Origin of the sequence: Halomonas sp. SCS19, assembly GCF_040147015.1 — a bacterium.
GTDB lineage: Bacteria > Pseudomonadota > Gammaproteobacteria > Pseudomonadales > Halomonadaceae > Halomonas > Halomonas litopenaei.
This window is the reverse complement of record NZ_JAMSHN010000001.1, coordinates 3,889,417-3,913,535: the sequence shown is the minus strand read 5'-3', so window position 1 is coordinate 3,913,535 and position 24,119 is coordinate 3,889,417. Positions and strand designations below refer to the sequence as shown.

Genomic DNA, 24,119 nt, shown 5'->3' with positions numbered 1-24,119 from the left:
ATCGCCGCTGCCGTACTTACTGGTAGGCATAGACATAGTGACCATAGCCGTAACCATGCCTGGCGCTGGGGTCCATGGCGTTGAGGATGCAGCCCTTGACCCTGACGTTGGAGGTCTCCAGGCGCCTAAGCGCCACCCTGACCTCCTTGACCGGGTTGAGCTTGAAGCGCGTCACCAGCAGGCTGGTGCCCACCCGGTTACCGACGATGGCGGCGTCGGTCACCGCCAGCACAGGCGGGGTATCGACGATCACCAGATCGTAGTCGCGACTGAACTGCTCCATCAGCGTGGTGAAACGCTCGCGCATCAGCAGTTCCGAAGGATTGGGCGGGCATGCGCCTCGCGACAGATAGTCGAGGCCTTCCACCTCGGTCTGGCGGATGACCTCGGCCACCTCGCTCTTGTCCGACAACAGGTCCGACAGGCCACTTTCGGCCTTGGCGCCGAAGGCGCTGTGCAGGTGTCCCTTGCGCATGTCGGCGTCGATGACCAGGACCCGTTGACCGGCCTGGGCACAGATCACGCCCAGATTCAGCGAGATGAAGCTCTTGCCGATCTCGGGGCTGGGGCCGGTGATCATCAGGCAGTTGTTGGGCGCTTCCATCATCGCGAAGTGCAGACTGGTGCGCAGGCCACGCAACGCCTCGATGGCCATGTCGGTCGGTTGAGTCAGGGCCAGCAGGCCCTTGATCACCGGCTGACTGCGCCGGTCGCTGCGATACTTGACCCGCTTGACCAGGCGCTGCTGAAACTCGGAAAGCGGCACCGTGGCGTACACCGGCAGCCCCAGGTCCTCGAGCTGGTCCGGGCTCTCGATGCCGCGATTGAGCATGCCACGCACCAGTACCACCGCCACCGCCAGAAAGGCACCGATAACGGTGGCCAGGGCCATCATCAGGCCGGCGTTGGGTGCCACCGGATCGTCATCCACATACGCATCGTCGATGACCCGCACATTGCCGATGGTGCCGGCCTTGGCGACCGCCACCTCTTGCGCACGATTAAGCACATTGACATAGATCGCCTGGGTCACCTCCACGTCCCGGGTCAGGCGCACGATTTCCTGCTGGGACTCGGGCATCTCGCTGACACGCTCCTCCAGTCGGGCCTTCTCCTGGTTGAGGATGCCGCGCTGGCGCATCAACGCCTGATAGGTGGGGTGATTGCGGGTGAACCTCTGGACCAGTTCGGCTTCCTGGAAATCCAGGGTGTTGAGCTGTTCCTCCACCGAGATCAACTGCTCGACCACCGAGGCCGCCTCGGAGTCCAGGTCGATACTGTCCACCTCGACGCGATAGGCATTGAGCCGATCTTCCGCCGACGACAGCGAGGCCTTCAATGCCACCGCCTGCTCATCGAGAAAGGCCAGGCTCTGGTCGGCCTGGGCCGACTGCCGCTCGACATTCTGCATCAGGAAGGTTTCCGCCAGGACATCCAGCGACTCGCGCACCCGATCGATGTCGGTGCCGGTCAGGGTCAGGCGCAACATGCCGGTGCTGGCGCTCGAGCCGCTGCCCTGCTCGGTGACCGTCAAGCGAGCCAGCAGCGAATCGATGGCCGACACCTGGGGGCGCTTGGACAGGCTGAACTCGGCACCTGGCGCTGCGGTCATCTCGCGAACGCTCAACACCACATCGCCTCCGGCGAATCTTGCGGTATCGCCGACACGACCGACACCCAACAGATCACCGTCAGGACCAAACAGCTGATAGCCGGCATCGCGGCCTGCCACCAGGCGGAAGGCCGCGCCGCGATAGGAGTCAGCGACCTCGAGGCGCGCCAGTTGCAGCGACTCCCCTGCCCACACCAGATGGCTCAGATCCCATGCCTCGGGCATCAACCGCTCGAGCCATCCAAGCGGAGCAGTCATCCAGCCCAGCTCAGCCAGGTCCTCTCGGGTCACCCCTTCACGCACCAGGTAGTCACCGACCAGCGGCAGACGCCGTGGCGACACCTGGGTATCGAGGGCGAGGCGGTCAACCACCCGCCCCAGCACCATGCGAGACCGCAGTATCTGCACCTCTGCCGAGGTGTTCTCCTCTTCTCCCATCACCGTGGCCAGGTCCCCCAGCGGACTGACCGAGGCCCGACGCTCCACGTGCACCAGGGCGTCGCCCTCGTAGATGGGTGGCTTGAGCAAGGCGGACACATAACCTGCCGCTCCGAACAGCAGGGTGACGGCGAGGATCCACCACTTGTGCCGGAGCAATAGCCCCAGGATGCGCCCGAGGTCGATATCCTCGCGGCCGGGAGCGGAAGGCAAGCGTGACATTTGGGTCATGACGGCAGGTCCTGTCGGTGGCCTCGAGCGCGGCGATACGAGGTCATGGCGCGAGCCTTCGGTGCCAGGCGTCGGCGGCATCGGAAAGCATCACGAATACCTGACGGTGTGCGTCCAGGCTCTTGCGGTAGGGGTCGGGGATATCGATCCCGTCGAGCCAGTGGGCAAACAGCAGGGTCTTGCCGGTGGCAAAGGGCGCAAGTTCGCTGACCGCCTGGCGCTGGGACGCACTCATCACCAGCACCAGATCGTGATTGGCGATCATCTCGGGCGTTGCCACCCGAGCGCGGTGGGCGCTCAACTCGAGCCCGGCTTCCCTGGCCAGCGCTTGCACCTCTGCGGGCGCGGCTTCACCTTCGCGCACCGCAGAAAGCCCGGCAGACTGAATCTCCATGGCGGGCAGCCGCCTCTGCAGCAGCGACGCACCGAGCGGACTACGACACAGGTTCGCTCGACACAGCACCAGCGCACTGGCAAAACGCACCGATCAGATCTCGCCGATGCGGGTGGTGGTGTCGGCGATGGTGCCGGGCAGCAGTGCCGACGGCAGCAGCAGGCTGATCACGTTGTTCCAGCGTGCCAGCGGGGCCGCGGTCACGTAGACCACGTCCTGGGGCTGCAGCGGGAAGTGGGTGCCCATGGTCAGCGAGGTGGCGTTGCTGATATCAAGCTGATAGACGGTGGCAAGCTTGGCATCGCCCGGCGGCTTGGGACGAATCACGAAGATCCCCGACGGTTCGGCGGTGGTCTCGATGACGCCGCCGGCTCGCGCCAGGGCGGTGGTCAGGGTGATACGTTCGTTGCCCAGCACCAGATTGCCGGGATTCCTGACCTGCCCCAGCACCGCGACGTTCTCGGACTCCAGGGTCGGGATATGCACCACGTCGCCATCGCGCAGCAGGCGGTTCTGGGTCTGGTCGCCATGGCGCATCAGCGCGTACAGCGACAGCACCTCCCTGGTGCCATCACGATTGAGTACCACCTCGTGCCAGTTGGCCGTCTCCGATGGCCCCCCGGCCTGGCTGACCGCATCGACCAGGGTCAGCGGGACCGTGGTGATCGGCTGGGCGCCGGGGGTGGCAACCGCTCCACTGACGTAGATCTTCTTGGAATGGTAGGCGGCGACGTTGACGTCCACCTGGGGCTCGGTAATGTAGTTCGACAGCATGCCGGTGAGGGTTCGGCGTATCTGGTCCACCGTCCGCCCGGCCACTCGGAAACGTCCGACATAGGGGAAATAGATGCGACCATCTGGCTGTACCGTCTTGCCGGTCTCTTCGGGGCTGCGCTCGGCGCCCCCCGGGATGGTCAGCTCGGGGTGGTCATAGACGGTGATGTTGAGCACATCACCCGGCCCGACACGGTACTCGTAGTCCGTCAACTGGGCCTTGAGGTAGGAAGGCATGGTGCTGGCGACATCGCCGGTGACGTTCTGGCGGAAGTTCGCCACCAATGCCGGGGTGATGGCCTGAATGTCGACCAGATGATCGATGTCCGGCGCCTCGGTCTCGTAGTCGATATGCCCGCCAGGGGCATAGGCACAACCACTCACGGTCAGCGCAAGCAGCACTGCGAAGACGGCACCCGCCAGCCAGCCGGGCGATCGTTGCGACTCGTCCACGACCCTTGTCCACTGGTGTGCCTGATTCACCTTATCCATATCGTCCCCCTGAGCGTGTGACACGCTACCGCCCCAGGGTGATATCGATGGCATATCCCTGAAGCCCTGCGCGTAGACAGATGGTTATTGTCACCGTCGAGGCTGCGTCTTCTGCGAGACGATCGACCACCGACAGCCCGCAGCACCCGTCGACGCTCGAAGACTCGATGGCCGCCAGGTACTGCGATTTATGCCAGTACGATTGCATAGCCGCGCCGTCCTGGCAGTCCGAAATTCCTGGCGTACACAGGCTGACAAACCCCATATCGGTATCCCGGAAGCATGAGAGCGACTGTTTCCGCTTGTAATTGCGTGTTCCTTCAGGACACGTCGGGGGCGCCAGCGGACAGTTACCGTGGAGAAAGTGTTTCTTTAGCCGAATCATAAGGTTGGAAATGTGCGAAAAAAGCGCTGAGAAACCAGGATCGAGAATGTGGGCAAAGAGCGCGACCATGGGCCCTTCGCAGACGCACCATTGCAGTGCGACAGATCACTGATTCCTGATACGACGAGGTGATCGCTGCAGCAACCTCGGTTCATGCGCCGAGATGACGCATCTAGTCATTGGCGACATGGCGCGTCAGCCAGGGGGACGCCAAGCCTCCAATTACCAAAGCGCGGAGCGGCAAAAAGTATCCGGGTGAACGAAGCAAACTGAGAAAAAAATGCCCCCGGCAACGAGGGCATGGTAGCTTGCGAAATTCAGGCAAGGACGAGGGAGAAAATCGGCAACCGGTCTCTCTCACCCCGTCATTGGGCCCCGTTCACGGCTCGGGGCTTTTGACTCGACTCTTGACTCGGCTCTTGCTACTCGGCGCTTTGCTCGGCAGGCTGCTGCTGGTTGGCGCCCTGCTCGTCGCTATTGGCTTCAGCGCTCTGCTCGTCGCCCTGCTCGTCGCTATTGGCTTCGGCGCCCTGCTCGCCGCTATTGGCTTCAGCGCCCTGCTGGCCACCCTGCTCATCACTCTTCTCATCACTCTGCTCAACGCCGGCTGACTCCGCTGCCTCCTCATCGTCGGGGCTACGGGTCACCTCGGTCACCGGCGGTGTCGCAGCCTCCGGGGCTGCGTTGGCGCCACCCAGGCCATCGATCAGGGACGCCAGGGCGCCGTCGAGTCGGCTCAGATGATGGGCCATGGTCAGCGGATAGTTGGCGAAGATGCCGAGGCCACTGCCGCGCAGCACCACCGGGCTCCAGAACTGACGTTGCATACGCTCGATCTCGGCCAGCGCCCGGGCGTAGCTGTCGCCGAGGCCCGCGCTTGCGATCAGATCCGCCTGGTCACGCTCGAGCGCCTCGAGCAGGTGTCCCAGCGCCCAGGTCTGACCGCGGGTCTCGTGGAACACGTTGTCGACGCGGTACCAGGGCACTCGACTGTCCTGTGCCACTTCGATACCCAGTTCCTTCAAGCGCTCGCTGTCGCTGACCGTGGATGACAGCCGCTCCCGCAACGAGGCCAACTGCTGGCGCACCGCGTCCAGATAGAGCGCCAGGCCCTGTCCCTGATCGACGAAGGACGCGCCGACCCCATCGTCGAAACGCGCCAGATAGGCGCGGGCCGAGTTCCCCGCCTGGGCCAGGTGATCCTCCATGGACGGGGCCAGCCAATCGTCGGCGTCCTGTTCGAGGGCAGCGATCAGAGTATTCACCGACTCACCGGCGCCGGGGTCGAAGTCCGCCAGGCTGGCGGCCATCAGCCTCGCCTGAACCAGCACACCAGTTTCCCAGGACGGCATATTGTCGAGCAGCAGTCCCGGCGGCATCAGGTCATTTCGCAGGTACCCGCCGGGCTTGTCCTGCAAGGTATCGATCAGGGTGGCCAGGGTCGCGACCGTAACGGTGCCTCTGGCCGCCGGCGCCGCGGAGATGCGCTGCTCCTGGGTGGCAGTCTCCACGTCGAAGCGCGACGGCGCCAGGCTCCACCAGATCCCCAGCCCCACCGCCACCATCACGGCAAGCACCAGCAGCACGGCGAGCGGTTTCCAGATCCATCCGTACTGCGGGTTCTCGAGCTCCTGACGACGCCTTTCGGCGCGCTGTCGACGACTGCTCATTTCGCTCTCCTTGTCGTTCATCAAAGGCCGGCCAGCCCTGCCTCCAATGAGGGAAAGCGCCGGCGCCAGTGGTAGAATACGCTTGCATCTGATCATAGCGCAGGGTCCGCGGGAACCCCGCCCCGCTTCCACTGTCACACAGCGGGGTCTGACACGGCAGGCGAATCCCGCCACGCCTTGCCCCGTCTTCCACACCCATCGTCAACAAGGATTCGACGTGTTCTTCGCCACACGCCTCTTGCTGTTCGTCTGTCTGCTGCTGTCCCCCTGGGTGGCCCAGGCCCAGTTCTTTTCCTCGTCGTCGAGCAGCGCCGAGTTTCTGCCGGTGAACGAGGCCTTTACCGCCAGCGCCTGGCACGACGGCGATCGGCTCTATATCGGCATGCAGAATGCCGACGGCTACTATCTCTATCGTCACCGCTTCTCGTTGGAACTGCCAGGCGAACCGGACGCCCTGGGTGAGCTGTCGCTACCGCCCGGGGAGGCCAAGACCGACGAATTTCTCGGCGACGTCAACGTCTTCTACGATCAGGTGGTGTTCAGTGCCCCGCTGGCCGACACCCGTCAGGGGCCACTGGACATCGCCCTGACGTTCCAGGGCTGCGCCGACGCCGGTCTGTGCTACCCCCCGGAACGGCTTGAGCTGGCCGCCGCCCAGAGTGAGCCCCCCGCCGCCTTTGCCGACGCTCAGGAGGACGGCCAGACGGCCAACGACAACACAGCCCAGGCTACCGCAGCGGACCTCGCCGGACAGCCGCCCACGAGCCAGCAAGCGGGCAGCCTCCCTGCCGCCTCTGTCGATGCAGCTCCGCTCAGCGAAGACGGCCGCTTCCGCGCCCTGATGCAGGACGCCAGCCTGCCGTTGATGCTCGGACTGTTCTTTGTGGCCGGCCTCGGGCTGACCTTTACCCCCTGCGTGCTGCCGATGATTCCGATCCTGTCGTCGATCATCGTCGGTCAGAACCCCAGCCGTCCCCGCGCCTTTGCGCTCTCGGCAAGCTACGTCGCCGGCATGGCCGCCACCTACGCCCTGGTCGGCGTGCTGATGGGGCTGTTCGGCGCCGGGCTCAACCTTCAGGCACGGCTGCAGTCGGCCCCGGTACTGATCGTGTTCGCCGCCCTCTTCACCCTGTTCGCACTGGCCATGTTCGGGGTCTTCAATCTACGTCTGTCCTCGGGGCTCGGCTCACGTATCGATGCCTGGCAGGCACGCGCCCAGCGCAGCGGCCCCCTGGGTCTGGCGCTGGCCGGTGCGCTGTCGGTGCTGGTGGTCTCGCCCTGCGTGTCGGCACCGCTGGCCGGCGCCCTGGTATTCATTTCCTCCACCGGTGACGCCGTCATCGGTGGCGCGGCGCTGCTGGCCCTGGCGCTGGGCATGGGCGCCCCGCTGTTGCTGGTCGGCGGCTTCGGCACCACCCTGCTGCCTCGCTCGGGCGCCTGGATGAACGGGGTCAAGATCGCCTTCGGTGTGCTGCTGCTGGGCGTCGCCGTCTGGCTGATCGAACGCCTGATCCCGGCTCCGGTCACCCTGCTCTTGTGGGCGGGCCTGGCCATCGGCACGGCGCTGGCCCTCGGCGCCCTCGATCTGGCGAGTACACCGGGCTGGCCGCGGGTCCGCCAGGGCGCCGGTATCGTGCTGCTGGTGTGGGGCATCGCGCTGGTCATCGGCGCCGCCCGTGGCGGTAGCGACCCCCTTCGTCCCCTGGCCGCCGGCCCCATGAGCGCGACGAGCAACTCTACAGAGGCAGCCCATCCCGATCGCATCGTCGAGAGCCTGGGCCAGCTTCAGGCGGCCCTGGCCGAGTCCACGACCCCCGCCTTCGTCAACGTCACCGCCGAATGGTGCATTTCCTGCAAGGTGATGGAGCGCGAGGTGTTTCCCGACCCCCGGGTACGCGAGGCCCTCGCCGGCTTCCGCTGGATCGACGTCGATGTGACCGACACCAACGCCGTGAGTCGTGAGGTGCTCGACCATCTGGGTCTGTTCGGCCCACCGAGTCTTCTGTTCTTCGATGGGGACCAGGAGCTTCGTCAGGCACGTATCCAGGGCGAACTCGACGCCGCTGCCCTGGCCGGCCATATCGCCGCAGTCAGCCGCGCCCTCGACGGCGCCCAGGCGGCTACCACCAGCGGGTGAAGGTGACAGCGAACAGCGTTCGGCCTCGCTGGACAACCTTCGCAATTTTCGGCAAACTCCGCACTACTCTGAATTCTGACACGATAGAGACGCCAAGAGCCGCCATCTTGCCGCGATCTCTAACGACTTGGACCGGGTTTACAGCGCCCGGTAGACACTTCACACGATCGAGACAACGTCATGGATATTCGTAAGGTCAAGAAGCTGATTGAACTGCTGGAAGAGTCCAACATCAGCGAAATCGAGATCCAGGAAGGTGAAGAATCGGTCCGCATCAGCCGTCATCCGCAGGGTGGCAGCTGGCAGCCGGCACCCGCCGCCCAACCCTGGGGCGCACCCGCTGCACCGGCGGCCGCACCTGCCCAGGCCCCGGCCGAAGCTCCCGCACCCAGCGCCGACAGCGGCCCGAGCTACCAGGGCCAGGCCGTGGTCTCGCCGATGGTCGGCACCTTCTACCGCTCCCCGGCACCCGGCGCCAAGCCTTTCGTGGAAGTCGGCGCCAGCGTGCGCAAGGGTGACACCATCTGCATCGTCGAAGCGATGAAGATGATGAACCAGATCGAAGCCGATCGTGACGGCGTGATCGAGGCCTTCATGGTCGAGGACGGCGAGCCCGTCGAGTTCGACCAGCCCCTGGTTGTCATCTCCTGAGAAGACTTGCGTCTTCCCTGATCATTCACTTTCGGCGGACACCACCATGTTGGACAAGGTTCTTATCGCCAACCGCGGCGAGATCGCTCTTCGCATCCTGCGGGCCTGCAAGGAGCTCGGGATCAAGACGGTTGCGGTCCACTCCAAGGCCGACCGCGAACTGATGCACGTGCGGCTTGCCGATGAGGCGGTGTGCATCGGCCCCGCTCCCTCGGCCCAGTCCTACCTCAATATCCCCTCGCTGATCAGCGCGGCCGAGGTGACCGACGCCAGCGCCATCCACCCCGGCTACGGCTTCCTCTCCGAGAATGCCGACTTTGCCGAGCAGGTCGAGCGTTCCGGCTTCACCTTCATCGGCCCGCGCGCCGAGACCATTCGCCTGATGGGCGACAAGGTCAGCGCCATCGAAGCGATGAAGAAGGCCGGCGTGCCCACGGTGCCAGGCTCCGACGGGCCGCTGGGCGACGATGAAGGCGAGCTGCTGGCCACCGCCCGGCGCATCGGCTACCCGGTGATCATCAAGGCCGCCGCCGGCGGCGGCGGACGTGGCATGCGCGTGGTGCACACCGAAGCCCACCTGATCTCCGCGGTCACGGTAACCCGCACCGAGGCCCACTCGGCCTTCGGCGACGGCACCGTGTACATGGAGAAGTTCCTCGAGAAGCCGCGTCACGTCGAGGTTCAGGTGCTGGCCGACGGCCAGGGCAATGCCATCCACCTGTATGACCGCGACTGCTCGCTGCAGCGCCGCCACCAGAAGGTGCTGGAAGAAGCACCCGCGCCGGGCCTTGATCCGGACGCCCGCGCCAAGGTGCTGGAAGCCTGTCGCGAAGCCTGCGTGGAAATCGGCTACCGCGGCGCCGGCACCTTCGAGTTCCTCTACGAGGACGGTGAGTTCTTCTTTATCGAGATGAACACCCGCGTCCAGGTGGAGCACCCGGTCACCGAGATGGTCACCGGCGTGGATATCGTGCGCGAGCAGCTGCGCATCGCCTCCGGCCTGCCGCTGTCGATCCGCCAGGAAGATGTCGAGCTCAACGGCCACGCCTTTGAGTGCCGCATCAACGCCGAGGATCCTCGCACCTTCATGCCTTCTCCGGGCAAGGTCACGCTGTACCACCCTCCGGGTGGTCTCGGCGTGCGCATGGACTCCCACCTGTACACCGGCTACACGGTGCCGCCCCACTACGACTCGCTGATCGGCAAGCTGATCACCTGGGGCGCCGACCGCGAGACCTCGCTGACGCGCATGCGCAACGCCCTGGACGAGCTGCTGGTGGAAGGCATCAAGACCAACACCGACCTGCACAAGGACCTGGTGCGCGACGGCTACTTCCAGCAGGGTGGCGTCAATATTCACTACCTCGAGAAGAAGCTCGCGCAGTAGCACGGCGGCTTTGTACCAAGAGCGTGACAACGGGGCGGCCCAGGCCGCCCCGTTGACGTTGCACCAGACCGAAGAGGAATACCGCCATGCCCTGGCTTCAACTCAAGGCCGAGGTCCCACCACAGCAGGCGGAACTGCTGGAGGAACTGCTGCTGGCCGAAGGCGCCACCGCGATCACCCTGCAGGACGCCCACGACGATCCGGTGTTCGAGCCGGACCGGGGCACCACCCCACTGTGGGACCAGACCATTCTCACCGGTCTCTACGATGACCTCGACGGCCTGGCGGACATGCTCGAGCGTCTGTCTGCCGCCTGGGCAGAATCCCTGCCCGGCGAGCCCTGCCCGGTCATCGAGCACGAGCTGATCGATGACCGCGACTGGGAGCGCGAGTGGATGGACAGCTTCGAGCCCCTGCGCATGGGTCAGCGACTGTGGATCGTGCCGAGCTGGCACCAGCCGCCCGAGGATGACGCGGTCAATCTGCATCTGGACCCGGGCCTGGCCTTCGGTACCGGCACCCATCCCACCACCGCGCTGTGTCTCGAGTGGCTCGATGGGCTGGCGCTCGACGGCGAACTCGACGGCATCGAACTGCTCGACGTCGGCTGTGGCTCCGGCATCCTTGCCATCGCCGCACTCAAGCTGGGTGCCGCCCGCGCCATCGGCACCGACATCGACCCGCAGGCGCTCAGCGCCAGTCGTGACAACGCCGAGCGCAACGCCATCGACGAGTCGCGCCTGACGTTGCGCTACCCGGAGCAGATGGGCGAGGAGCGCTTCGCCCTGGTGCTGGCCAACATCCTGGCCGGCCCGCTGGTGGAACTGGCCCCGACCATCGCCGGCCATGTCGCCGACGGTGGTCGCCTGGCGCTGTCTGGCATCCTCGAGGCCCAGGCCGACGAGGTGATCGACGCCTACCGCCACGAGGGACTTTTCATGGACGAGCCGGAAGTCCGTGAAGGCTGGGTGCGGCTTAGCGGCCGGCGCCCCGCCAAGGACTGAACATCGCGCCACGAGAGGCTGTCACCGGGCAGCCTTTCGCATTAAAACGTCTCGAACACGCCTTCACCAAAGATGCTTCGAGGCGTATGATATGCAGCCCCGGAACGACGGCAGCTCCCATGTCAGACCACGATCCCAGATCCCCCATGGTGCAACAGCAAGATTCAGGCATCACCACCTGCATTGGCCCGCATCAGCTGGCCGGCCCGGTGATCCTTGCGCCCATGGCCGGGGTCACCGACCGCCCCTTCCGCGCGCTCTGTCGTCGCCTGGGCGCGGGACTGGTGGTGGGCGAGATGGTCACCTCCGATCCCAGCCTGTGGCACACCCGCAAGTCGCGCCTGCGCATGGACCACCGGGGCGAACCCGGTCCCAGGGCGGTGCAGATCGCCGGCGGCGACGCCGAGATGCTGGCCACCGCCGCCCGCCTCAACGCCGAACAGGGCGCCGAGATCATCGACATCAACATGGGCTGCCCGGCCAAGAAGGTCTGCAACAAGGCCGCGGGCTCTGCCCTGCTGCGGGACGAGGCGCTGGTGGCGGAGATCCTCGATGCGGTGGTGGCCGCCGTCGACGTGCCGGTGACCCTGAAGATCCGCACCGGCTGGTGCGCCGAATCCAACAACGCGGTGCGCATCGCCCGGCTGGCGGAAGATGCCGGTATCCAGGCGCTGGCCGTCCACGGCCGTCATCGCCAGCAACGCTATCAGGGCGAAGCCGAGTACGAGACCATCGCCGAGGTAGCATCAAGGGTCAGCATCCCGGTCTTTGCCAACGGCGATATCACGTCTCCCGAAAAGGCTCGGCGTGTACTCGACTATACTGGTGCGGATGCGGTGATGGTGGGTCGAGGCGCCCAGGGCAACCCCTGGATCTTCCGCGAGATCAGCCACTATCTGCGCCATGGCGAAATCCTGCCGGCGCCTTCCGACGCGGAACGACGCGACGTCCTCGGCTCTCACCTCGATGCCCTGCACGCCTTCTACGGTGACCATATGGGCGTGCGCATCGCGCGCAAGCATCTGGGTTGGTACCTGTCCAGCGATCGACGCCTCGACGACGATGGCCGTCGCCAGCTCAAGGCCACCTTCAACGGCCTGACCTCGACCCAGGCCCAGCGCGACTTTATCGACGAACTCTTTCGTCACGACCCCGCCAGCGCCCCCGAGCGCGTGGCCAGGGCCGTGGCACACCATGGAACCCGTGCCGCATGACCAGCCAGCAACCCATCGACCAGTCGGTGTCCGCCTCCAAACTCGACACCTCTCAGCGTGGCCTCGACGGCCTGGCACCCTCCGCACCGCAGGCCAGTGACGAACGTCCCCTGCGCGAGGCCGTGTTCGCCGCCATGGAACGCTACTTCGACCATCTCGACGGCGGCACCGTCACCGACCTCCACGCCATGGTGATGGCCGAGGTCGAGGCGCCTCTGCTGTCGTCGGTGCTCGTCTACACCAACGGCAACCAGACCCGTGCCGCAGAGATGCTCGGACTCAACCGTGGCACCCTGCGCAAGAAGCTCAAGCACTACGAACTGATCTGACCCGACCCCAAGGGAGCCCACGGCTCCCTTTTCTGCGCCAAGGCGCCCTTCGCTTCCCTTCGCAACAGAGACATCCCCATGGCCCAGCCCTCCTCTCTCGCCGTTCGTCGCGCCCTGATCAGCGTGTCGGACAAGACCGGTATCGTCGACTTCGCCCGCGCCCTCGCCGACATGGGCGTCGAATTGCTGTCCACCGGCGGCACCTACCGCCTGCTGGCCGACAACGCCATCGCCGTCACCGAGGTGTCCGAGCACACCGGGTTTCCCGAGATCATGGATGGCCGTGTCAAGACCCTGCACCCCAGGATCCACGGCGGCATCCTCGGGCGTCGCGGCCAGGACGACGAGGTCATGGCCGAGCATGACATCGCGCCCATCGACATGGTGGTGGTCAACCTCTACCCCTTTGCCGCCACCGTGGCGCGTCCTGACTGCAGCCTGGAAGACGCCATCGAGAACATCGACATCGGCGGCCCCACCATGGTGCGCGCCTGCGCCAAGAATCATGCCTACACCAGCATCGTGGTCAACGCCGACGACTACGACCGGGTGATCGCAGAGATGCGTGACAACGGTGGCGCGCTGGCCCAGGCCACCCGCTTCGACCTGGCGGTCAAGGCCTTTGAACACACCGCCGGCTACGACGGTGCCATCGCCGACTATCTTGGCCGTCGGGTCGAGGGCGCAGAGGACGGCTTCCCGCGCACCTACAACCTGCAGCTGACCAAGAAGCAGTCCATGCGTTACGGCGAGAACCCCCACCAGCAGGCGGCGTTCTACGTGGAAGAAGGCGCCAGCGAACCCAGCGTCTCCACCGCCGTCACCCTGCAGGGCAAGCCGCTGTCGTTCAACAACGTGGCCGACACCGATGCCGCGCTCGAGTGCGTCAAGAGCTTCGACGACACCGCCTGTGTCATCGTCAAGCACGCCAATCCCTGCGGCGTGGCCGTGGGCGAGAGCGCTCTTGCGGCCTACGACAAGGCCTTCGCCACCGATCCCACCAGCGCCTTTGGCGGCATCATCGCCTTCAACGTGCCGCTGGACGCCGACACCGCCCGCGCCATCATCGATCGTCAGTTCGTCGAGGTGATCATCGCCCCCGGGGTCAGCGACGAGGCCCAGGCCATCGTCGCCGAGAAGAAGAACGTGCGCCTGCTCGACGTCAGCGCCAACTGGCCCGGTCAGATGGCACCGGCCCACGACCTCAAGCGCGTCACCGGCGGTCTGCTGGTCCAGGACCGCGACCTGGGCACGGTCACCCGCGACGACCTGACAGTGGTCTCCGAGCGCGTGCCCTCGGAGCAGGAGATGCGTGACCTGGCCTTCGCCTGGAAGGTCGCCAAGTTCGTCAAGTCCAACGCCATCGTCTACGTCAAGGAAGGCCAGACCATCGGCGTCGGCGCCGGCCAGATGAGCCGTGTCTACTCGGCCCGCATCGCCGGCATCAAGGCCGCAGACGAAGGCCTCTCTGTGCCCGGCTCGGTGATGGCCAGCGACGCCTTCTTCCCCTTCCGTGACGGCATCGACGCCGCCGCCAGCGCCGGCATCACCGCGGTGATCCAGCCCGGCGGCTCCATGCGTGACCAGGAGGTCATCGACGCCGCCAACGAGGCCGGCATCGCCATGGTGTTTACCGGTATGCGCCACTTCCGCCACTGACGCGGTCGCGTGGCGCCGCGGCGGGGCCCCAGGCCCCGCCGGTTCTGGCCCATCCAGGAGCCGCCCGCCAATCTACCCGCCAATCTACGACAAGGGGCCCCGACGCATGCGTCGGGGCCCTTGTGTGTGTGCTATCGCTGAGCGGTCTGCCGCCACCTGCAGGATGGCGGCAGACAGCGACTTACTCGCCGAGATCGATGCACAGGTACTTGGTCTCGAGGAACTCGGCCAGGCCCTGGTGCCCGCCTTCGCGACCGAGGCCGGAGGCCTTGACCCCACCGAAGGGCGCCGCGGCGTTGGAGATCAGGCCGGTATTGATGCCGACCATGCCGTACTCGAGGGCGTCGGCCACTCGCCACACCCGGCCCAGGTCCTTCGAGTAGAAGTAGGCCGCCAGACCGAACTCGGTGTCGTTGGCCAGTTCGATGGCGTCCTCCTCGTCATCGAACGGGAATACCGCCGCCAGCGGACCGAAGGTCTCTTCCCGGGCCACCTTCATCTCGCTGGTGGCACCGCTGACCAGGGTCGGCGTGAAGTAGTTGCCACCCAGCGGATGGGGATGGCCACCGATCCACAGCTCGGCACCCTTGTCCACCGCGTCCTGGACATGCTCGTTGACCTTGCCCACTGCCTTGTCGTCGATCAGCGGTCCGATGTTGACACCCTCGGTGGTGCCGTCGCCGACCGTCAGTTCGCTGTTCATGGCCACCGCCAGCTTCTCGCTGAAGGCGTTGATGACGCTGGACTGCACCAAAAAGCGATTGGTACACACGCAGGTCTGGCCGGCATTGCGGAACTTGGCCGCCATGGCGCCGTCCACCGCCGCGTCCAGATCGGCGTCCTCGAACACAATGAACGGTGCGTTGCCGCCAAGCTCCAGCGAGATCTTCTGGATATGCTGGGCCGCCTGGGACATCAGGGTACGCCCCACCTCGGTGGAACCGGTGAAGGTGATCTTGCGCACCACCGGTGATTCGGTCAGGGCCGCGGCGATCTCGCTGGCCGACCCCGGCACCACGTTGAACACCCCACGCGGTACCCCGGCGCGCTCGGCAAGCAGCGCAAGCGCGGTGGCCGACAGCGGGGTCTGACTGGCCGGCTTGACCACGATGGTGCAGCCTGCCGCCAGGGCCGCGCCAGCCTTGCGGGTGATCATGGCGGCGGGGAAGTTCCAGGGCGTGATGGCGCCGCAGACACCCACCGGCTGCTTGGTCACCACGATACGCTGGTTGGCCTTGGCCGCCGGAATGGTCTCACCGTAGACCCGGCGTCCTTCCTCGGCGAACCAGCGCAGGAAACTGGCGGCATAGACGATCTCGCCGGCGGCTTCCTTGAGCGGCTTGCCCTGTTCGAGGGTCATGATGGTGGCCAGCTCGTCCTGATGTTCGAGCATCAGCTCGTACCACTTCATCAGGATGTCTGCCCGCTCCTGGGCCGTCAGCGCGCGCCAGGCCGGCAAGGCGGCGTCGGCCGCGTCGATCGCCGCCTCGGTCTCGGCGCGACCCAGGCGAGGCACCTGGGCGATGGTCTCGCCACTGGCCGGATTGACGATGTCGATCTGCTCCCCGCTGTCGGCCGCCACCCAGCTTCCGTCGATATAGGCAAAGGGGCGAAACAGCGGCATGTCGTTAAGGGCTTTCATGAAGGCTCCTGGCTCGGGCTTGACGGAAAACTGCATTGACTTGCGACGACGCTTCAGCGACTGCGCGACGACCATATAGCTTTCATGCTAAGCGTTCCGCTGGCCGATCGCCAACTCGAAGCCGTCGCCTCAACTCACCGAATCCTGATCCCGCGGTGCCCTCGAGGCCGACAGCGTGATCGACACCGAGTCGGCAAAGCGCAGCGCATGGGGCTTGTCGATCTCCACCTGGGTGGTCAGCACCTGCTCGTGACTCATGATCAGGTCCAGCACTTCGCGGGTCATCCGCTCCAGCAACTGAAAGCGGTTCTCCTCCACCAGCGCGATCACCTGCTTGGTGATGGTGCGGTAGTTGAGCGCCTGTTCGATATGATTGAACGCCACCGCCTTGTCGGCGCGGTAGCGGATCACCGCATTGATCACCACGTCCTGGCGATTGAGGATCTCCTCCTCCTTGATGCCGATGAAGGTCCTCAACCGCAGGTTCTTGATGCGGATGGTGGCAAGGTCGTGATCCAGATGCTGGTCACCCAGTACATGCAGGGACATGGCCCCTCCCGTGCGTCATGCTTGAAAGCGGTAAACGAAAAGCATCGGCTTCAGCGCTTCGTGCGGCGGCCGTAGAACCGGCCCCTCAGCGGCTGTTGACCAACGTCAGGAACTCCTGACGGGTGCTCGGCTTCTCGCGGAAGGCCCCCAGCATCACCGAGGACGTCATGCTGGAATTCTGCTTTTCGACCCCTCGCATCATCATGCACAGGTGTCGCGCCTCCACCACCACGGCCACGCCCCGGGCATCGGTGACCTGCAGCACGGCATCGGCGATCTGACGGGTCAGATTCTCCTGGATCTGCATGCGGCGGGCGTACATGTCGACGATCCGGGCAAACTTGGACAGTCCCAGCACCTTGCCGTTGGGCAGGTAGGCGATATGGCACTTGCCGATGAAGGGCAGCAGGTGATGCTCGCACATGGAGTACAGCTCGATGTCCTTGACCAGCACCATCTCGTCGGTCTCGGACGAAAACACCGCACCATTGACGATCTCTTCCAGCGACTGGGTGTAGCCGCGGTTGAGAAACTGCATGGCCTTGGCAGCACGCTTGGGCGTATCCACCAACCCTTCTCGCTCCGGGTCTTCGCCCAGTTCCTCAATGATGTGTCGATAGTGATTGGCGAGTTCGTCAGTCATGATCCAGCCCTTCAGGGGAGTCGTCGGCTCGGGCGAACACCAGGCGGCCCGCCTGGCTCCACAAAACCTGTACAAAGAATTTTTGAAGTATAGCTTTTGCATTGCGTGAGCGATAGTCTACCGCAGCGTGTCGCCTTCCGCAGTTCGCCTGGCGTTTTTGCCCACCGTCACCCCCCATCATTGGCGAGAAATCGGCGCGACACCCGATCTTGCCACAGCCTGCTGCAAAAGCCCGTTGCCGAGGCCTATTGGGAGATTGCCGTCACCGTCGCGACGAGGTACGTGACAGAGTGTCGCGCAACGAGAGCGATAGCTGTCCACCCGACAGCCCTGTGCTATCGTCATCAGGTTGTCCATGTGCCAGGCGACACTGTCGGTGGCATGCCTCCATGCAGCTACCCGTCCTGTTGCCCGCATTTCGCCAGCCATATCGCGAGAATCGCCAATGCCTGCCCTTCGCCGCCTGCTTGCCCGGCCCAGCACGCCCCTCGTCGCCATTCTGACCTTCAGCGCCCTGACCAGCATGACGCCCGCTATGGCGGACAGCCTGGAGCTACCCGCCCAGGCACGCATCGATGTCAGCATTATCGAAGGCATCGACCTCGACTCCGCCGGACAGCGGCTCGATGATGTCATGCTCAAGCCCGCCGCCGATGCCGAGGGACGCACCGACCTGCCCCACTACTGCGTGCTGGTCGGCGACGCCAAGCGCGATGGCCAACGCCTGCGTATCACCACCGAGGCCCTCACCTGCGTCGAGACCGATGGCGGCGAAAGCCACATCTACTCCGGCGAACTCATCGCCGGCGCCTATGACGAGGATGGCCAGTTCGGCATCGCCGCCTGCGATGACGGCGGCTGCCGCCTGGACGCCGACCGCGTGTTTCAGCTGGAACTGACCGAACCGCTGGCCATCGAGCAGATGCCCAATCCGTCTGCGCAGCTTAACGCCGAACGTCGTGGCGAAGACGCCGACACCGAAACCAAGCAGGCCACCCCGTCGAGCCAGACCACTCCGTCCGAGTAGCGGCACCTATGGCGGACAGCACACGGCGTCCGCCAGACCCCATCTGTCAGCCACCCGCCAGCCAGCGCTCGGAATCCGCCAGGGCCAGACGTTGATGCTCCAGCTGGCGGATGTGCTCGTCCCAGTAGCCGGCGTCGGCGACCCAGGGAAACGCCCGGGGAAAGGCCGGATCGTCCCAGCGCGCCACCACCCAGGCGCTATGGCGCATCAACCTCAGGGCGCGCAGCGGTTCGATCAGGGCGAGCTGCTGGCGATCGAAATCGATCACCTGCTCGTAGCCCTCGATCACCTCCGATAGCTGCATCGCCCTTTCCTCCGGCCCCTGGGCGGTGAACAGCATCCACAGGTCCTGTACCGCCGGCGCCATCATCGCGTCGTCGAAATCGACCAGCGCAAAGCGATCCTCCCGCCCCAGCATATTGCCGATATGGCAGTCGCCGTGAACCCTCTGCATGGGTGCGCTGACACCCGCGGGTGGTGCCAGCGCCTCGATCAACTGCTGCGAGATGCGCTCGTAGGCCTTGCGCTGACGCTCGCTCAACCAGGGACTCTCGAGTACCGTGCGACGGGCCTGCTCGGCCATGGCGCGGGGCTCCTGCCGACAGCGATGGGCGAACTCGCCGCGCCGGCCCACCTCGTGGACGCGTCCTATCAGCTCACCCAGGGCGAACAGATGGTCGGGGTTCTCGAGCTCGGGCGCCTGGCCGGGCAGGTGGGGAAACAGCGCCACGCGGTAGCCCCCCGCCCGGTGCAGACTCTCGCCAGCGTCGTTGCGCCAGGGGGCCGCCACCGCCACCCCGGCATCGTCGAGCTCACGCAGGAAGGCGTGCTCCTCGCCGATGGCCTCATCGCTCAACCGGTCAGGGCGGTAGAACTTGGCCACCCAACGCTTGCGGTCATCGTCCTGCACCAGATAGACGCGGTTCTCGTAGCTGTTGAGCGCAAAGGGCTCGCCGGGCAGCCACAAGCCCAGTGATTCGATCGCCTCCACCACGCGCTGCGGAGAAAGTTCACTGAAGGGCGTGGGGGTCGTGGTCATGGGGGCTCCGGGTAAAAGCACAAATATCAAACGAGGCGAGAGGCGCCGAGCTTAACAGAGCCAGGGTGGCGGCGTCCTCGCCAGCGCCCAGGCATCTACCCGGCGCGCGCCCGCGCGGCGACAGGCCTGCGCCAGCCGCTCAAGGGTGGCCCCGGTGGTCATGACGTCATCCAAAACTTAAGTTGTCCAACCATAACCCCATGCTTTTAGATCATTTTTTTCAAAAACCTCTTGTCCACTTGCCTAAGGAACAACTCTGGCTTCAGGACCACAGGGACAACTCTGCACTTTGATGGATGGTTTTCTTCCACCAAGAGGGCTACAGGCATATACAAATGATAAATATTATACTTTAGGTTAAGCGGAGTAATTGAAATTGACCCTAATCATATGATGACCTAATTACGATAGGCTTCTGGCTTACCTATGCCTAAGGCCATAGGCTATCAAGTCTTTGTTTAACTCAACTTGTTGGGACAGAAAAGAGACGAAATTATTTTAAAGGAACCTCCCTTGATACCACTAAACCATCTCTCTCTTTTTGACTCTCTTCATACTCAATAGCAAGAGAGAGATACATCAGCGAATTCCTACAGAGCTTAGCCAACCCTTTGAGTCTCCTTTCGAACTCAGTTATTGAAACCAATACAGAGTGCGAGGAAAGCTTTTCTTTCTCATTTAATTTTTTCTGGAGCACATCCACCTGAGACTCCAAAGAACTCTTTTCCGCCTCAGCCTCTTCCCTTTTATTTACGTCGCGAGACTGCTTAGCTTCTCTAAGCTTAGGAAATACCCCTGCTATCTCACACCGCAACAACCTTATCTCTTCTTTTACCCTTTCAACTTCATTCTCATGAAATCTATAATCTCGACTCACAGACTCTTTACCGAAATCATCTACAATTTTAAGAGACCTATGCTCCATTGCATTTCTGATCTCATCATAACTAGCCACATCAGGATCAACCCATTTACTGATGTTTGTGTATGACTTTAATTCACGGATATCTTTAAGAATAAAAAACAATGCATGAATAAAAGGGTTTTTACTACTTTCTAGAGCTTTGTTAGGTTTTGCAGTTTTGCCTCTCGTATTCACAAAAATGCTTATGAAGCTAACTCCACTATCATTACCAATAGGGCCAAGATCAAAAAACCTATAAATGAAATAAGCTATCTTATCTAGCAGCGAGTAAAAAACCCTAAAAGAATTTTTATAGTGCGATGTTTTCAGATTGTTAATAGAGTATGAGAAGTCATCAACGTGACGATATGTTTTATTGTAAAAATGATCAGTATCTTCAGGAATGCTTAGCCCGACAAACAGTAAGTATCTTGCATAACAAAAATCATTTTTAAGCTCATCAAAATTACCATGATATGCTAGACTTTCGCTCAGCGAAAGAGTTTGATTTATAGAAGACACAAAGCTCGGCAAGGACAAAACATCTTGCTTAACCAAATCACCAGAAAGGATATAATTCAAATCATTTAAAAATAACTTTTCTCTATCTACCCAGTTTAGGTATTCTCTCTCCTTTCTATCTATACCACCTAGCTCGAACTCGTCGTTGAAATCAAAGTCTTTACTTTTGTCTTGATACCACTTGCTGAAATTTTTGAGGGGACTACCCTCCGCAACACTCTCTCGTTGAAAGGGATGCATCAGACTCTTTAGGTTTTCTGCTTCAAGGAAATTGCTGTAAGCACACCTTAAATGATATATAGAATGGCGTTGATCGTAGAGAGAATCAGCTATGAAAAGTTCGTTTCTTGCTTTCGAAATAAAAGCTATTGGGTTTCCTTTATTTATAGCTGAGTCATAAAATGGAATAGCACATAGTGCTCTACCTTGGGATGACAAGTTGTTAGCAAGATTCGTTTCTATGCATGATTTAAGGTATATTTCTTCTTTTCTAAAAGGAGATTCACCAATAGCATGAAGTGCCTTTCTAAAATAAAGCACAGCCATGCTTAGATCATCAGAAAACCAGTCTAGCTGAGAATAACTGTAAAGTTCGGCATAGAGATTGGCAACAGAATAATAATAGCAAGACTCATCATAGGATGACTCAAAAACAAAATCAGTCTCTTTAAATTTATCACATATTGACTTTATTGCTCGATGATCTTTGCTATCAATTAGCTCATCTGCCCTAGCTGTAAAGAGAGCAAGGCTATCTCTATCCATAAGAACCTGTTCTGCCCCCTCCATAGAGTCACCTTTTAAATAAATAGAAAGATTTTAATTAACAATATCAATGAATTTTCACATCATAGCCTAAAGCTCTTAAGCCCTTACTCGTCCTGCCATTGCGAGGTGGACAAAGCTCCGGCCTAGCCCAACCAGTCATCTCGGATATCTGGTTGATACCAAAATGGGGGAACTTCCGCTTCTCGCTATATGCTGCCTCAAACAGCCTATCGCCAATGTCTTCGGGTTTTCCTGAGGCCATAACATAAATCAGAAGGTCTTTGATGGTTTGACCTGACTGGTTCTTCTTTGTCCACAACCATTCAGCAAAGGCTTCTACTCGCTGCTCCATTGGAACACGAGCTTCATCAATACCCAATGTCCCTAACCTCATACGTTTAACGTGGTCAGCAGTGGAGTGGTTCGCTTTGCAGATATCAGCAAAGCCCTCAACCGTTAAGTCGCCTATGTTCTCTTTTGACAGCAACTCATGGATTACAGGAGCCCTTTCGTGGCAGTTATGGTCTTCGTCGGATGGTGGTTCTCGTAGTCGTGACCACCACTTCAAGCCAGCCTCTAAGGCTTTCGCTGGATCTGCCTTGTTTTTGGCATGGAAGTCTTCGTAAGGATGCTTTGCACCATCCTTCACTTCGTTGTAATAGTAGGCATGTAAGAATTGATCAGCCTGCCACTCTGCGGGAACACTCTCGTTGAGCCATGCAGGACGATACTCTGGAGCCTGTCTGGCAATGTTTCTGAGATAAGATAGCCCATCGCCCCATTCCCTTATAAAACGGGCTCTGTGGGCATCATAGGCTTTCTCAGGGGTCGTGTGAGTCGCTGGTCCCTCCCAAACATCATGCTTCCTTTTCTTCTTGCTGGCATCGTCAATCGTTCGCAACTGACTTCTTCTCATCTCGTATAGAGCTTCTTGCTCTACGATAACCTCTTCCGTCAGTGGGAATATCTCTTCATACGCAGATAAGTTTTCAAAAAACAACTCTAATTGACCTAACGAGTCATCTGCTGAAAGCTCTTCTTCGCTCAGGAACACACCAAACTCGATGTTTGTAAACCAAGCCCTATCCGTTAGGTTGGCTGAGCCGATGTATGCTCCATAGCCTTTCCACCAAATCACTTTTGAGTGAAGAATATCAGGCACAAGGTTACAGAATATGTTGTTGCCCACGTTTTCGAGCAACTTCCGCAGTAGCATTGGTGCCACTGGAACGGTGTGGTCGTATCGCATCCAGATATCAAGGCGAAGCTTGTTATCAAGACAGTTTTGGAGAAGAGTGGATGCATCACTTCCATAGGCGATAGCTGCCTTCACAAGCTCAACATCGTGATCATTTGATGGCAATACGTCACGAAGGTATGAGCCGTTGACCTTGTTGCCGTAAAACTTCATAGAGCCTCCTTACTCACTTTTCACCCACCCAGAACTCAACTACCGTGCCTGTATCACGGGCTTATCATCGTAATGAATCATATGATCGGGCTCATTGGCTATCCATACTTTAGTGCCCCATGCTACCTGATCAGCCACCTCGGCATAATCATGCCTGTCAGAGAACACTGTGATTAAATTTCTACCAAGCCTACACAACCGTAGTGACTCATCAAGCAGCTTCTTTTTATTTTCATTGACAACACCATCAACTTTATTGAATGCAACCGAGTCAAGATTCTCATTAGATCGATCAAGTAACACTAGGCCAAGCAAACTAGCAACATCAGAGGAATGCAGACCTATATTATTCAAAGCATCTTCATCAATGAAGCACGACGGCTCCATCACATCTGAAAGCCCAAAAAATAAAACTTCATAATCTTTAGGGGACAAGCCAAGCTTATAGCGATTCAGAAACCCAGCAACCATAGAAGCCCTATGGCTTCCCAAAAGGGCAGGACTGAGAAAATCTGACAACAAAATCTTATCAACCTTCATTTCGTCCGCCCCACCATTAACATCCATTAAACATATAAATTAAATAGGAACCTTTATCTTATCTCTTGCCACACACACACCTTCAACTACAGCATAACACTCTACAAAGTGATCGCCAGAAAAAGAAGTGCTCTCACTATGCTTACCATCTGCATTACCTTGCCTTATCTGCCCCCGTATCTGATCTCTGGCTACAGCCCACTTTCCTTTATTTCTTACTTTCCAATAATAGGTAACGGACTTAGGAATTCGGTCAATGTGTTTAACATAGAAATTCAACCCCTTACCGGTAGGTATCTTAAACCCAAAAACTTTCGACAGCTTCTCCTTGAGTAAGCCTTCCGCATTTATCTCACAATCAATGACAAGTCTATGCTTGATGTTAACCGGAAAAAGATCTTCTATAAATTGCTCGGTATCAGTATAAGAAGCTGAACGATCCGATTTTTTAACATCTTCCGTTAGACTACTTTCAAGAGGGAAGGACCTACCAAAAACAGCTCGCCACTTTTTATCAGGGTTGTCATCATCAAGAGCTTCCTCACACCGCCTCAAAGCTTTTTTGGCTTTCGGATGAAAGTTTGATTTTTTATATACGTGAGAACCACTTCCCGGTGCTCTCCAGTATTCTTTATCTTGGTCTTGCTCGACTAAGAAACCGAAAAAATCACGAACCATGTGTTTGTAAGAGCTATAA

The 24,119-nt window shown here is 60.7% G+C and carries 20 protein-coding genes; 8 read left to right on the top strand and 12 right to left on the bottom strand.

Going from position 1 to position 24,119, the window contains the following annotated elements:
* Nucleotides 1-16: 16 nt before the first annotated feature.
* From NFH97_RS17000 to NFH97_RS16985, 4 genes are all read right to left on the bottom strand, one after another.
* Complete coding sequence (locus tag NFH97_RS17000; RefSeq protein ID WP_108448999.1) at nt 17-2,281, bottom strand: polysaccharide biosynthesis tyrosine autokinase; 2,265 nt, start codon at nt 2,279-2,281, stop codon at nt 17-19.
* 43 nt (nt 2,282-2,324) lie between these two features.
* Nucleotides 2,325-2,765 carry a low molecular weight protein-tyrosine-phosphatase gene (locus tag NFH97_RS16995; protein ID WP_348826609.1) on the bottom strand — a complete coding sequence of 147 codons (441 nt, stop codon included), beginning with the start codon at nt 2,763-2,765 and terminating at the stop codon, nt 2,325-2,327.
* A gap of 3 nt (nt 2,766-2,768) precedes the next feature.
* The gene (locus tag NFH97_RS16990) at nt 2,769-3,941 is read right to left on the bottom strand and encodes a polysaccharide export protein (RefSeq protein WP_108132867.1); all 1,173 of its coding nucleotides are present in this window, start codon (nt 3,939-3,941) and stop codon (nt 2,769-2,771) included.
* 807 nt (nt 3,942-4,748) lie between these two features.
* Nucleotides 4,749-5,996 carry a DUF2333 family protein gene (locus tag NFH97_RS16985; protein WP_349625209.1) on the bottom strand — a complete coding sequence of 416 codons (1,248 nt, stop codon included), beginning with the start codon at nt 5,994-5,996 and terminating at the stop codon, nt 4,749-4,751.
* A 217-nt stretch (nt 5,997-6,213) separates the two neighbouring features.
* On the opposite strand from NFH97_RS16985, the gene dsbD reads away from it, so the two are divergent.
* The 7 genes from dsbD (at nt 6,214) to purH (ending at nt 14,377) form a co-directional block, all read left to right on the top strand.
* Nucleotides 6,214-8,133, top strand: a complete 1,920-nt coding sequence (dsbD, locus tag NFH97_RS16980; protein ID WP_349625208.1) for a protein-disulfide reductase DsbD — start codon at nt 6,214-6,216, stop codon at nt 8,131-8,133.
* A gap of 180 nt (nt 8,134-8,313) precedes the next feature.
* Nucleotides 8,314-8,784, top strand: a complete 471-nt coding sequence (gene accB / locus NFH97_RS16975) for an acetyl-CoA carboxylase biotin carboxyl carrier protein (protein WP_045993976.1) — start codon at nt 8,314-8,316, stop codon at nt 8,782-8,784.
* Between the two features lie 46 nt (nt 8,785-8,830).
* Entirely contained in the window at nt 8,831-10,171 is a 1,341-nt protein-coding gene (accC, locus tag NFH97_RS16970; RefSeq protein WP_348814443.1) for an acetyl-CoA carboxylase biotin carboxylase subunit, read from the top strand.
* Nucleotides 10,172-10,257: 86 nt separating this feature from the next.
* On the top strand, nt 10,258-11,175 hold the full coding sequence (gene prmA / locus NFH97_RS16965; RefSeq protein ID WP_349625207.1) for a 50S ribosomal protein L11 methyltransferase: 918 nt from the start codon (nt 10,258-10,260) through the stop codon (nt 11,173-11,175).
* 146 nt (nt 11,176-11,321) lie between these two features.
* Nucleotides 11,322-12,389 carry a tRNA dihydrouridine synthase DusB gene (gene dusB / locus NFH97_RS16960; protein ID WP_083970531.1) on the top strand — a complete coding sequence of 356 codons (1,068 nt, stop codon included), beginning with the start codon at nt 11,322-11,324 and terminating at the stop codon, nt 12,387-12,389.
* A complete protein-coding gene (gene fis, locus NFH97_RS16955) occupies nt 12,386-12,718 on the top strand; it encodes a DNA-binding transcriptional regulator Fis (protein WP_045993973.1) in 333 nt (110 codons plus the stop codon). The genes dusB and fis overlap by 4 nt, the downstream gene beginning before the upstream one ends.
* Nucleotides 12,719-12,796: 78 nt before the next feature.
* The gene (gene purH / locus NFH97_RS16950) at nt 12,797-14,377 is read left to right on the top strand and encodes a bifunctional phosphoribosylaminoimidazolecarboxamide formyltransferase/IMP cyclohydrolase (RefSeq protein WP_108132872.1); all 1,581 of its coding nucleotides are present in this window, start codon (nt 12,797-12,799) and stop codon (nt 14,375-14,377) included.
* 181 nt (nt 14,378-14,558) lie between these two features.
* Here purH and NFH97_RS16945 read toward each other — a convergent pair whose 3' ends face one another.
* The 3 genes from NFH97_RS16945 to folE form a co-directional block, all read right to left on the bottom strand.
* Nucleotides 14,559-16,019 carry an NAD-dependent succinate-semialdehyde dehydrogenase gene (locus NFH97_RS16945; RefSeq protein ID WP_045993971.1) on the bottom strand — a complete coding sequence of 487 codons (1,461 nt, stop codon included), beginning with the start codon at nt 16,017-16,019 and terminating at the stop codon, nt 14,559-14,561.
* A gap of 129 nt (nt 16,020-16,148) precedes the next feature.
* Nucleotides 16,149-16,568: a dihydroneopterin triphosphate 2'-epimerase gene (gene folX / locus NFH97_RS16940; protein ID WP_045993970.1), complete on the bottom strand. Its 420-nt coding sequence runs from the start codon at nt 16,566-16,568 to the stop codon at nt 16,149-16,151.
* Between the two features lie 85 nt (nt 16,569-16,653).
* The gene (gene folE / locus NFH97_RS16935; RefSeq protein ID WP_045993969.1) at nt 16,654-17,211 is read right to left on the bottom strand and encodes a GTP cyclohydrolase I FolE; all 558 of its coding nucleotides are present in this window, start codon (nt 17,209-17,211) and stop codon (nt 16,654-16,656) included.
* A gap of 445 nt (nt 17,212-17,656) precedes the next feature.
* On the opposite strand from folE, the gene NFH97_RS16930 reads away from it, so the two are divergent.
* Nucleotides 17,657-18,238 (top strand): TraB/TrbI/VirB10 family type IV secretion system protein, encoded by a 582-nt coding sequence (locus NFH97_RS16930; RefSeq protein ID WP_349591303.1) that lies wholly within the window; start codon nt 17,657-17,659, stop codon nt 18,236-18,238.
* A 46-nt stretch (nt 18,239-18,284) separates the two neighbouring features.
* Here NFH97_RS16930 and NFH97_RS16925 read toward each other — a convergent pair whose 3' ends face one another.
* From NFH97_RS16925 to NFH97_RS16905, 5 genes are all read right to left on the bottom strand, one after another.
* Nucleotides 18,285-19,277, bottom strand: coding sequence for a serine/threonine protein kinase (locus NFH97_RS16925; RefSeq protein WP_349591304.1), 993 nt, complete (start codon nt 19,275-19,277; stop codon nt 18,285-18,287).
* Nucleotides 19,278-19,770: 493 nt separating this feature from the next.
* On the bottom strand, nt 19,771-21,492 hold the full coding sequence (locus tag NFH97_RS16920; RefSeq protein WP_349625206.1) for an LA2681 family HEPN domain-containing protein: 1,722 nt from the start codon (nt 21,490-21,492) through the stop codon (nt 19,771-19,773).
* A gap of 43 nt (nt 21,493-21,535) precedes the next feature.
* Nucleotides 21,536-22,882, bottom strand: coding sequence for an anti-phage END nuclease (locus NFH97_RS16915; protein ID WP_349625205.1), 1,347 nt, complete (start codon nt 22,880-22,882; stop codon nt 21,536-21,538).
* A gap of 39 nt (nt 22,883-22,921) precedes the next feature.
* On the bottom strand, nt 22,922-23,422 hold the full coding sequence (locus tag NFH97_RS16910) for a BsuBI/PstI family type II restriction endonuclease (RefSeq protein WP_349625204.1): 501 nt from the start codon (nt 23,420-23,422) through the stop codon (nt 22,922-22,924).
* Between the two features lie 39 nt (nt 23,423-23,461).
* Nucleotides 23,462-24,100, bottom strand: a complete 639-nt coding sequence (locus NFH97_RS16905) for a nucleotide-binding domain-containing protein (protein WP_349625512.1) — start codon at nt 24,098-24,100, stop codon at nt 23,462-23,464.
* Nucleotides 24,101-24,119: the final 19 nt, after the last annotated feature.

What these genes read in the sequence shown, in the direction of transcription:
- NFH97_RS16915 (WP_349625205.1), bottom strand. Translation starts at nt 22,882, where the DNA reads ATGAAGTTTTACGGCAACAAGGTCAACGGCTCATACCTTCGTGACGTA.
- NFH97_RS16925 (WP_349591304.1), bottom strand. Translation starts at nt 19,277, where the DNA reads ATGACCACGACCCCCACGCCCTTCAGTGAACTTTCTCCGCAGCGCGTG.
- NFH97_RS16920 (WP_349625206.1), bottom strand. Translation starts at nt 21,492, where the DNA reads ATGGAGGGGGCAGAACAGGTTCTTATGGATAGAGATAGCCTTGCTCTC.
- NFH97_RS16930 (WP_349591303.1), top strand. Translation starts at nt 17,657, where the DNA reads ATGCCTGCCCTTCGCCGCCTGCTTGCCCGGCCCAGCACGCCCCTCGTC.
- dusB (WP_083970531.1), top strand. Translation starts at nt 11,322, where the DNA reads ATGGTGCAACAGCAAGATTCAGGCATCACCACCTGCATTGGCCCGCAT.
- folX (WP_045993970.1), bottom strand. Translation starts at nt 16,568, where the DNA reads ATGTCCCTGCATGTACTGGGTGACCAGCATCTGGATCACGACCTTGCC.
- purH (WP_108132872.1), top strand. Translation starts at nt 12,797, where the DNA reads ATGGCCCAGCCCTCCTCTCTCGCCGTTCGTCGCGCCCTGATCAGCGTG.
- NFH97_RS16945 (WP_045993971.1), bottom strand. Translation starts at nt 16,019, where the DNA reads ATGAAAGCCCTTAACGACATGCCGCTGTTTCGCCCCTTTGCCTATATC.
- accC (WP_348814443.1), top strand. Translation starts at nt 8,831, where the DNA reads ATGTTGGACAAGGTTCTTATCGCCAACCGCGGCGAGATCGCTCTTCGC.
- NFH97_RS16905 (WP_349625512.1), bottom strand. Translation starts at nt 24,100, where the DNA reads ATGGTTCGTGATTTTTTCGGTTTCTTAGTCGAGCAAGACCAAGATAAA.
- accB (WP_045993976.1), top strand. Translation starts at nt 8,314, where the DNA reads ATGGATATTCGTAAGGTCAAGAAGCTGATTGAACTGCTGGAAGAGTCC.
- NFH97_RS17000 (WP_108448999.1), bottom strand. Translation starts at nt 2,281, where the DNA reads ATGACCCAAATGTCACGCTTGCCTTCCGCTCCCGGCCGCGAGGATATC.
- prmA (WP_349625207.1), top strand. Translation starts at nt 10,258, where the DNA reads ATGCCCTGGCTTCAACTCAAGGCCGAGGTCCCACCACAGCAGGCGGAA.
- NFH97_RS16985 (WP_349625209.1), bottom strand. Translation starts at nt 5,996, where the DNA reads ATGAGCAGTCGTCGACAGCGCGCCGAAAGGCGTCGTCAGGAGCTCGAG.
- folE (WP_045993969.1), bottom strand. Translation starts at nt 17,211, where the DNA reads ATGACTGACGAACTCGCCAATCACTATCGACACATCATTGAGGAACTG.
- NFH97_RS16910 (WP_349625204.1), bottom strand. Translation starts at nt 23,422, where the DNA reads ATGAAGGTTGATAAGATTTTGTTGTCAGATTTTCTCAGTCCTGCCCTT.
- NFH97_RS16990 (WP_108132867.1), bottom strand. Translation starts at nt 3,941, where the DNA reads ATGGATAAGGTGAATCAGGCACACCAGTGGACAAGGGTCGTGGACGAG.
- fis (WP_045993973.1), top strand. Translation starts at nt 12,386, where the DNA reads ATGACCAGCCAGCAACCCATCGACCAGTCGGTGTCCGCCTCCAAACTC.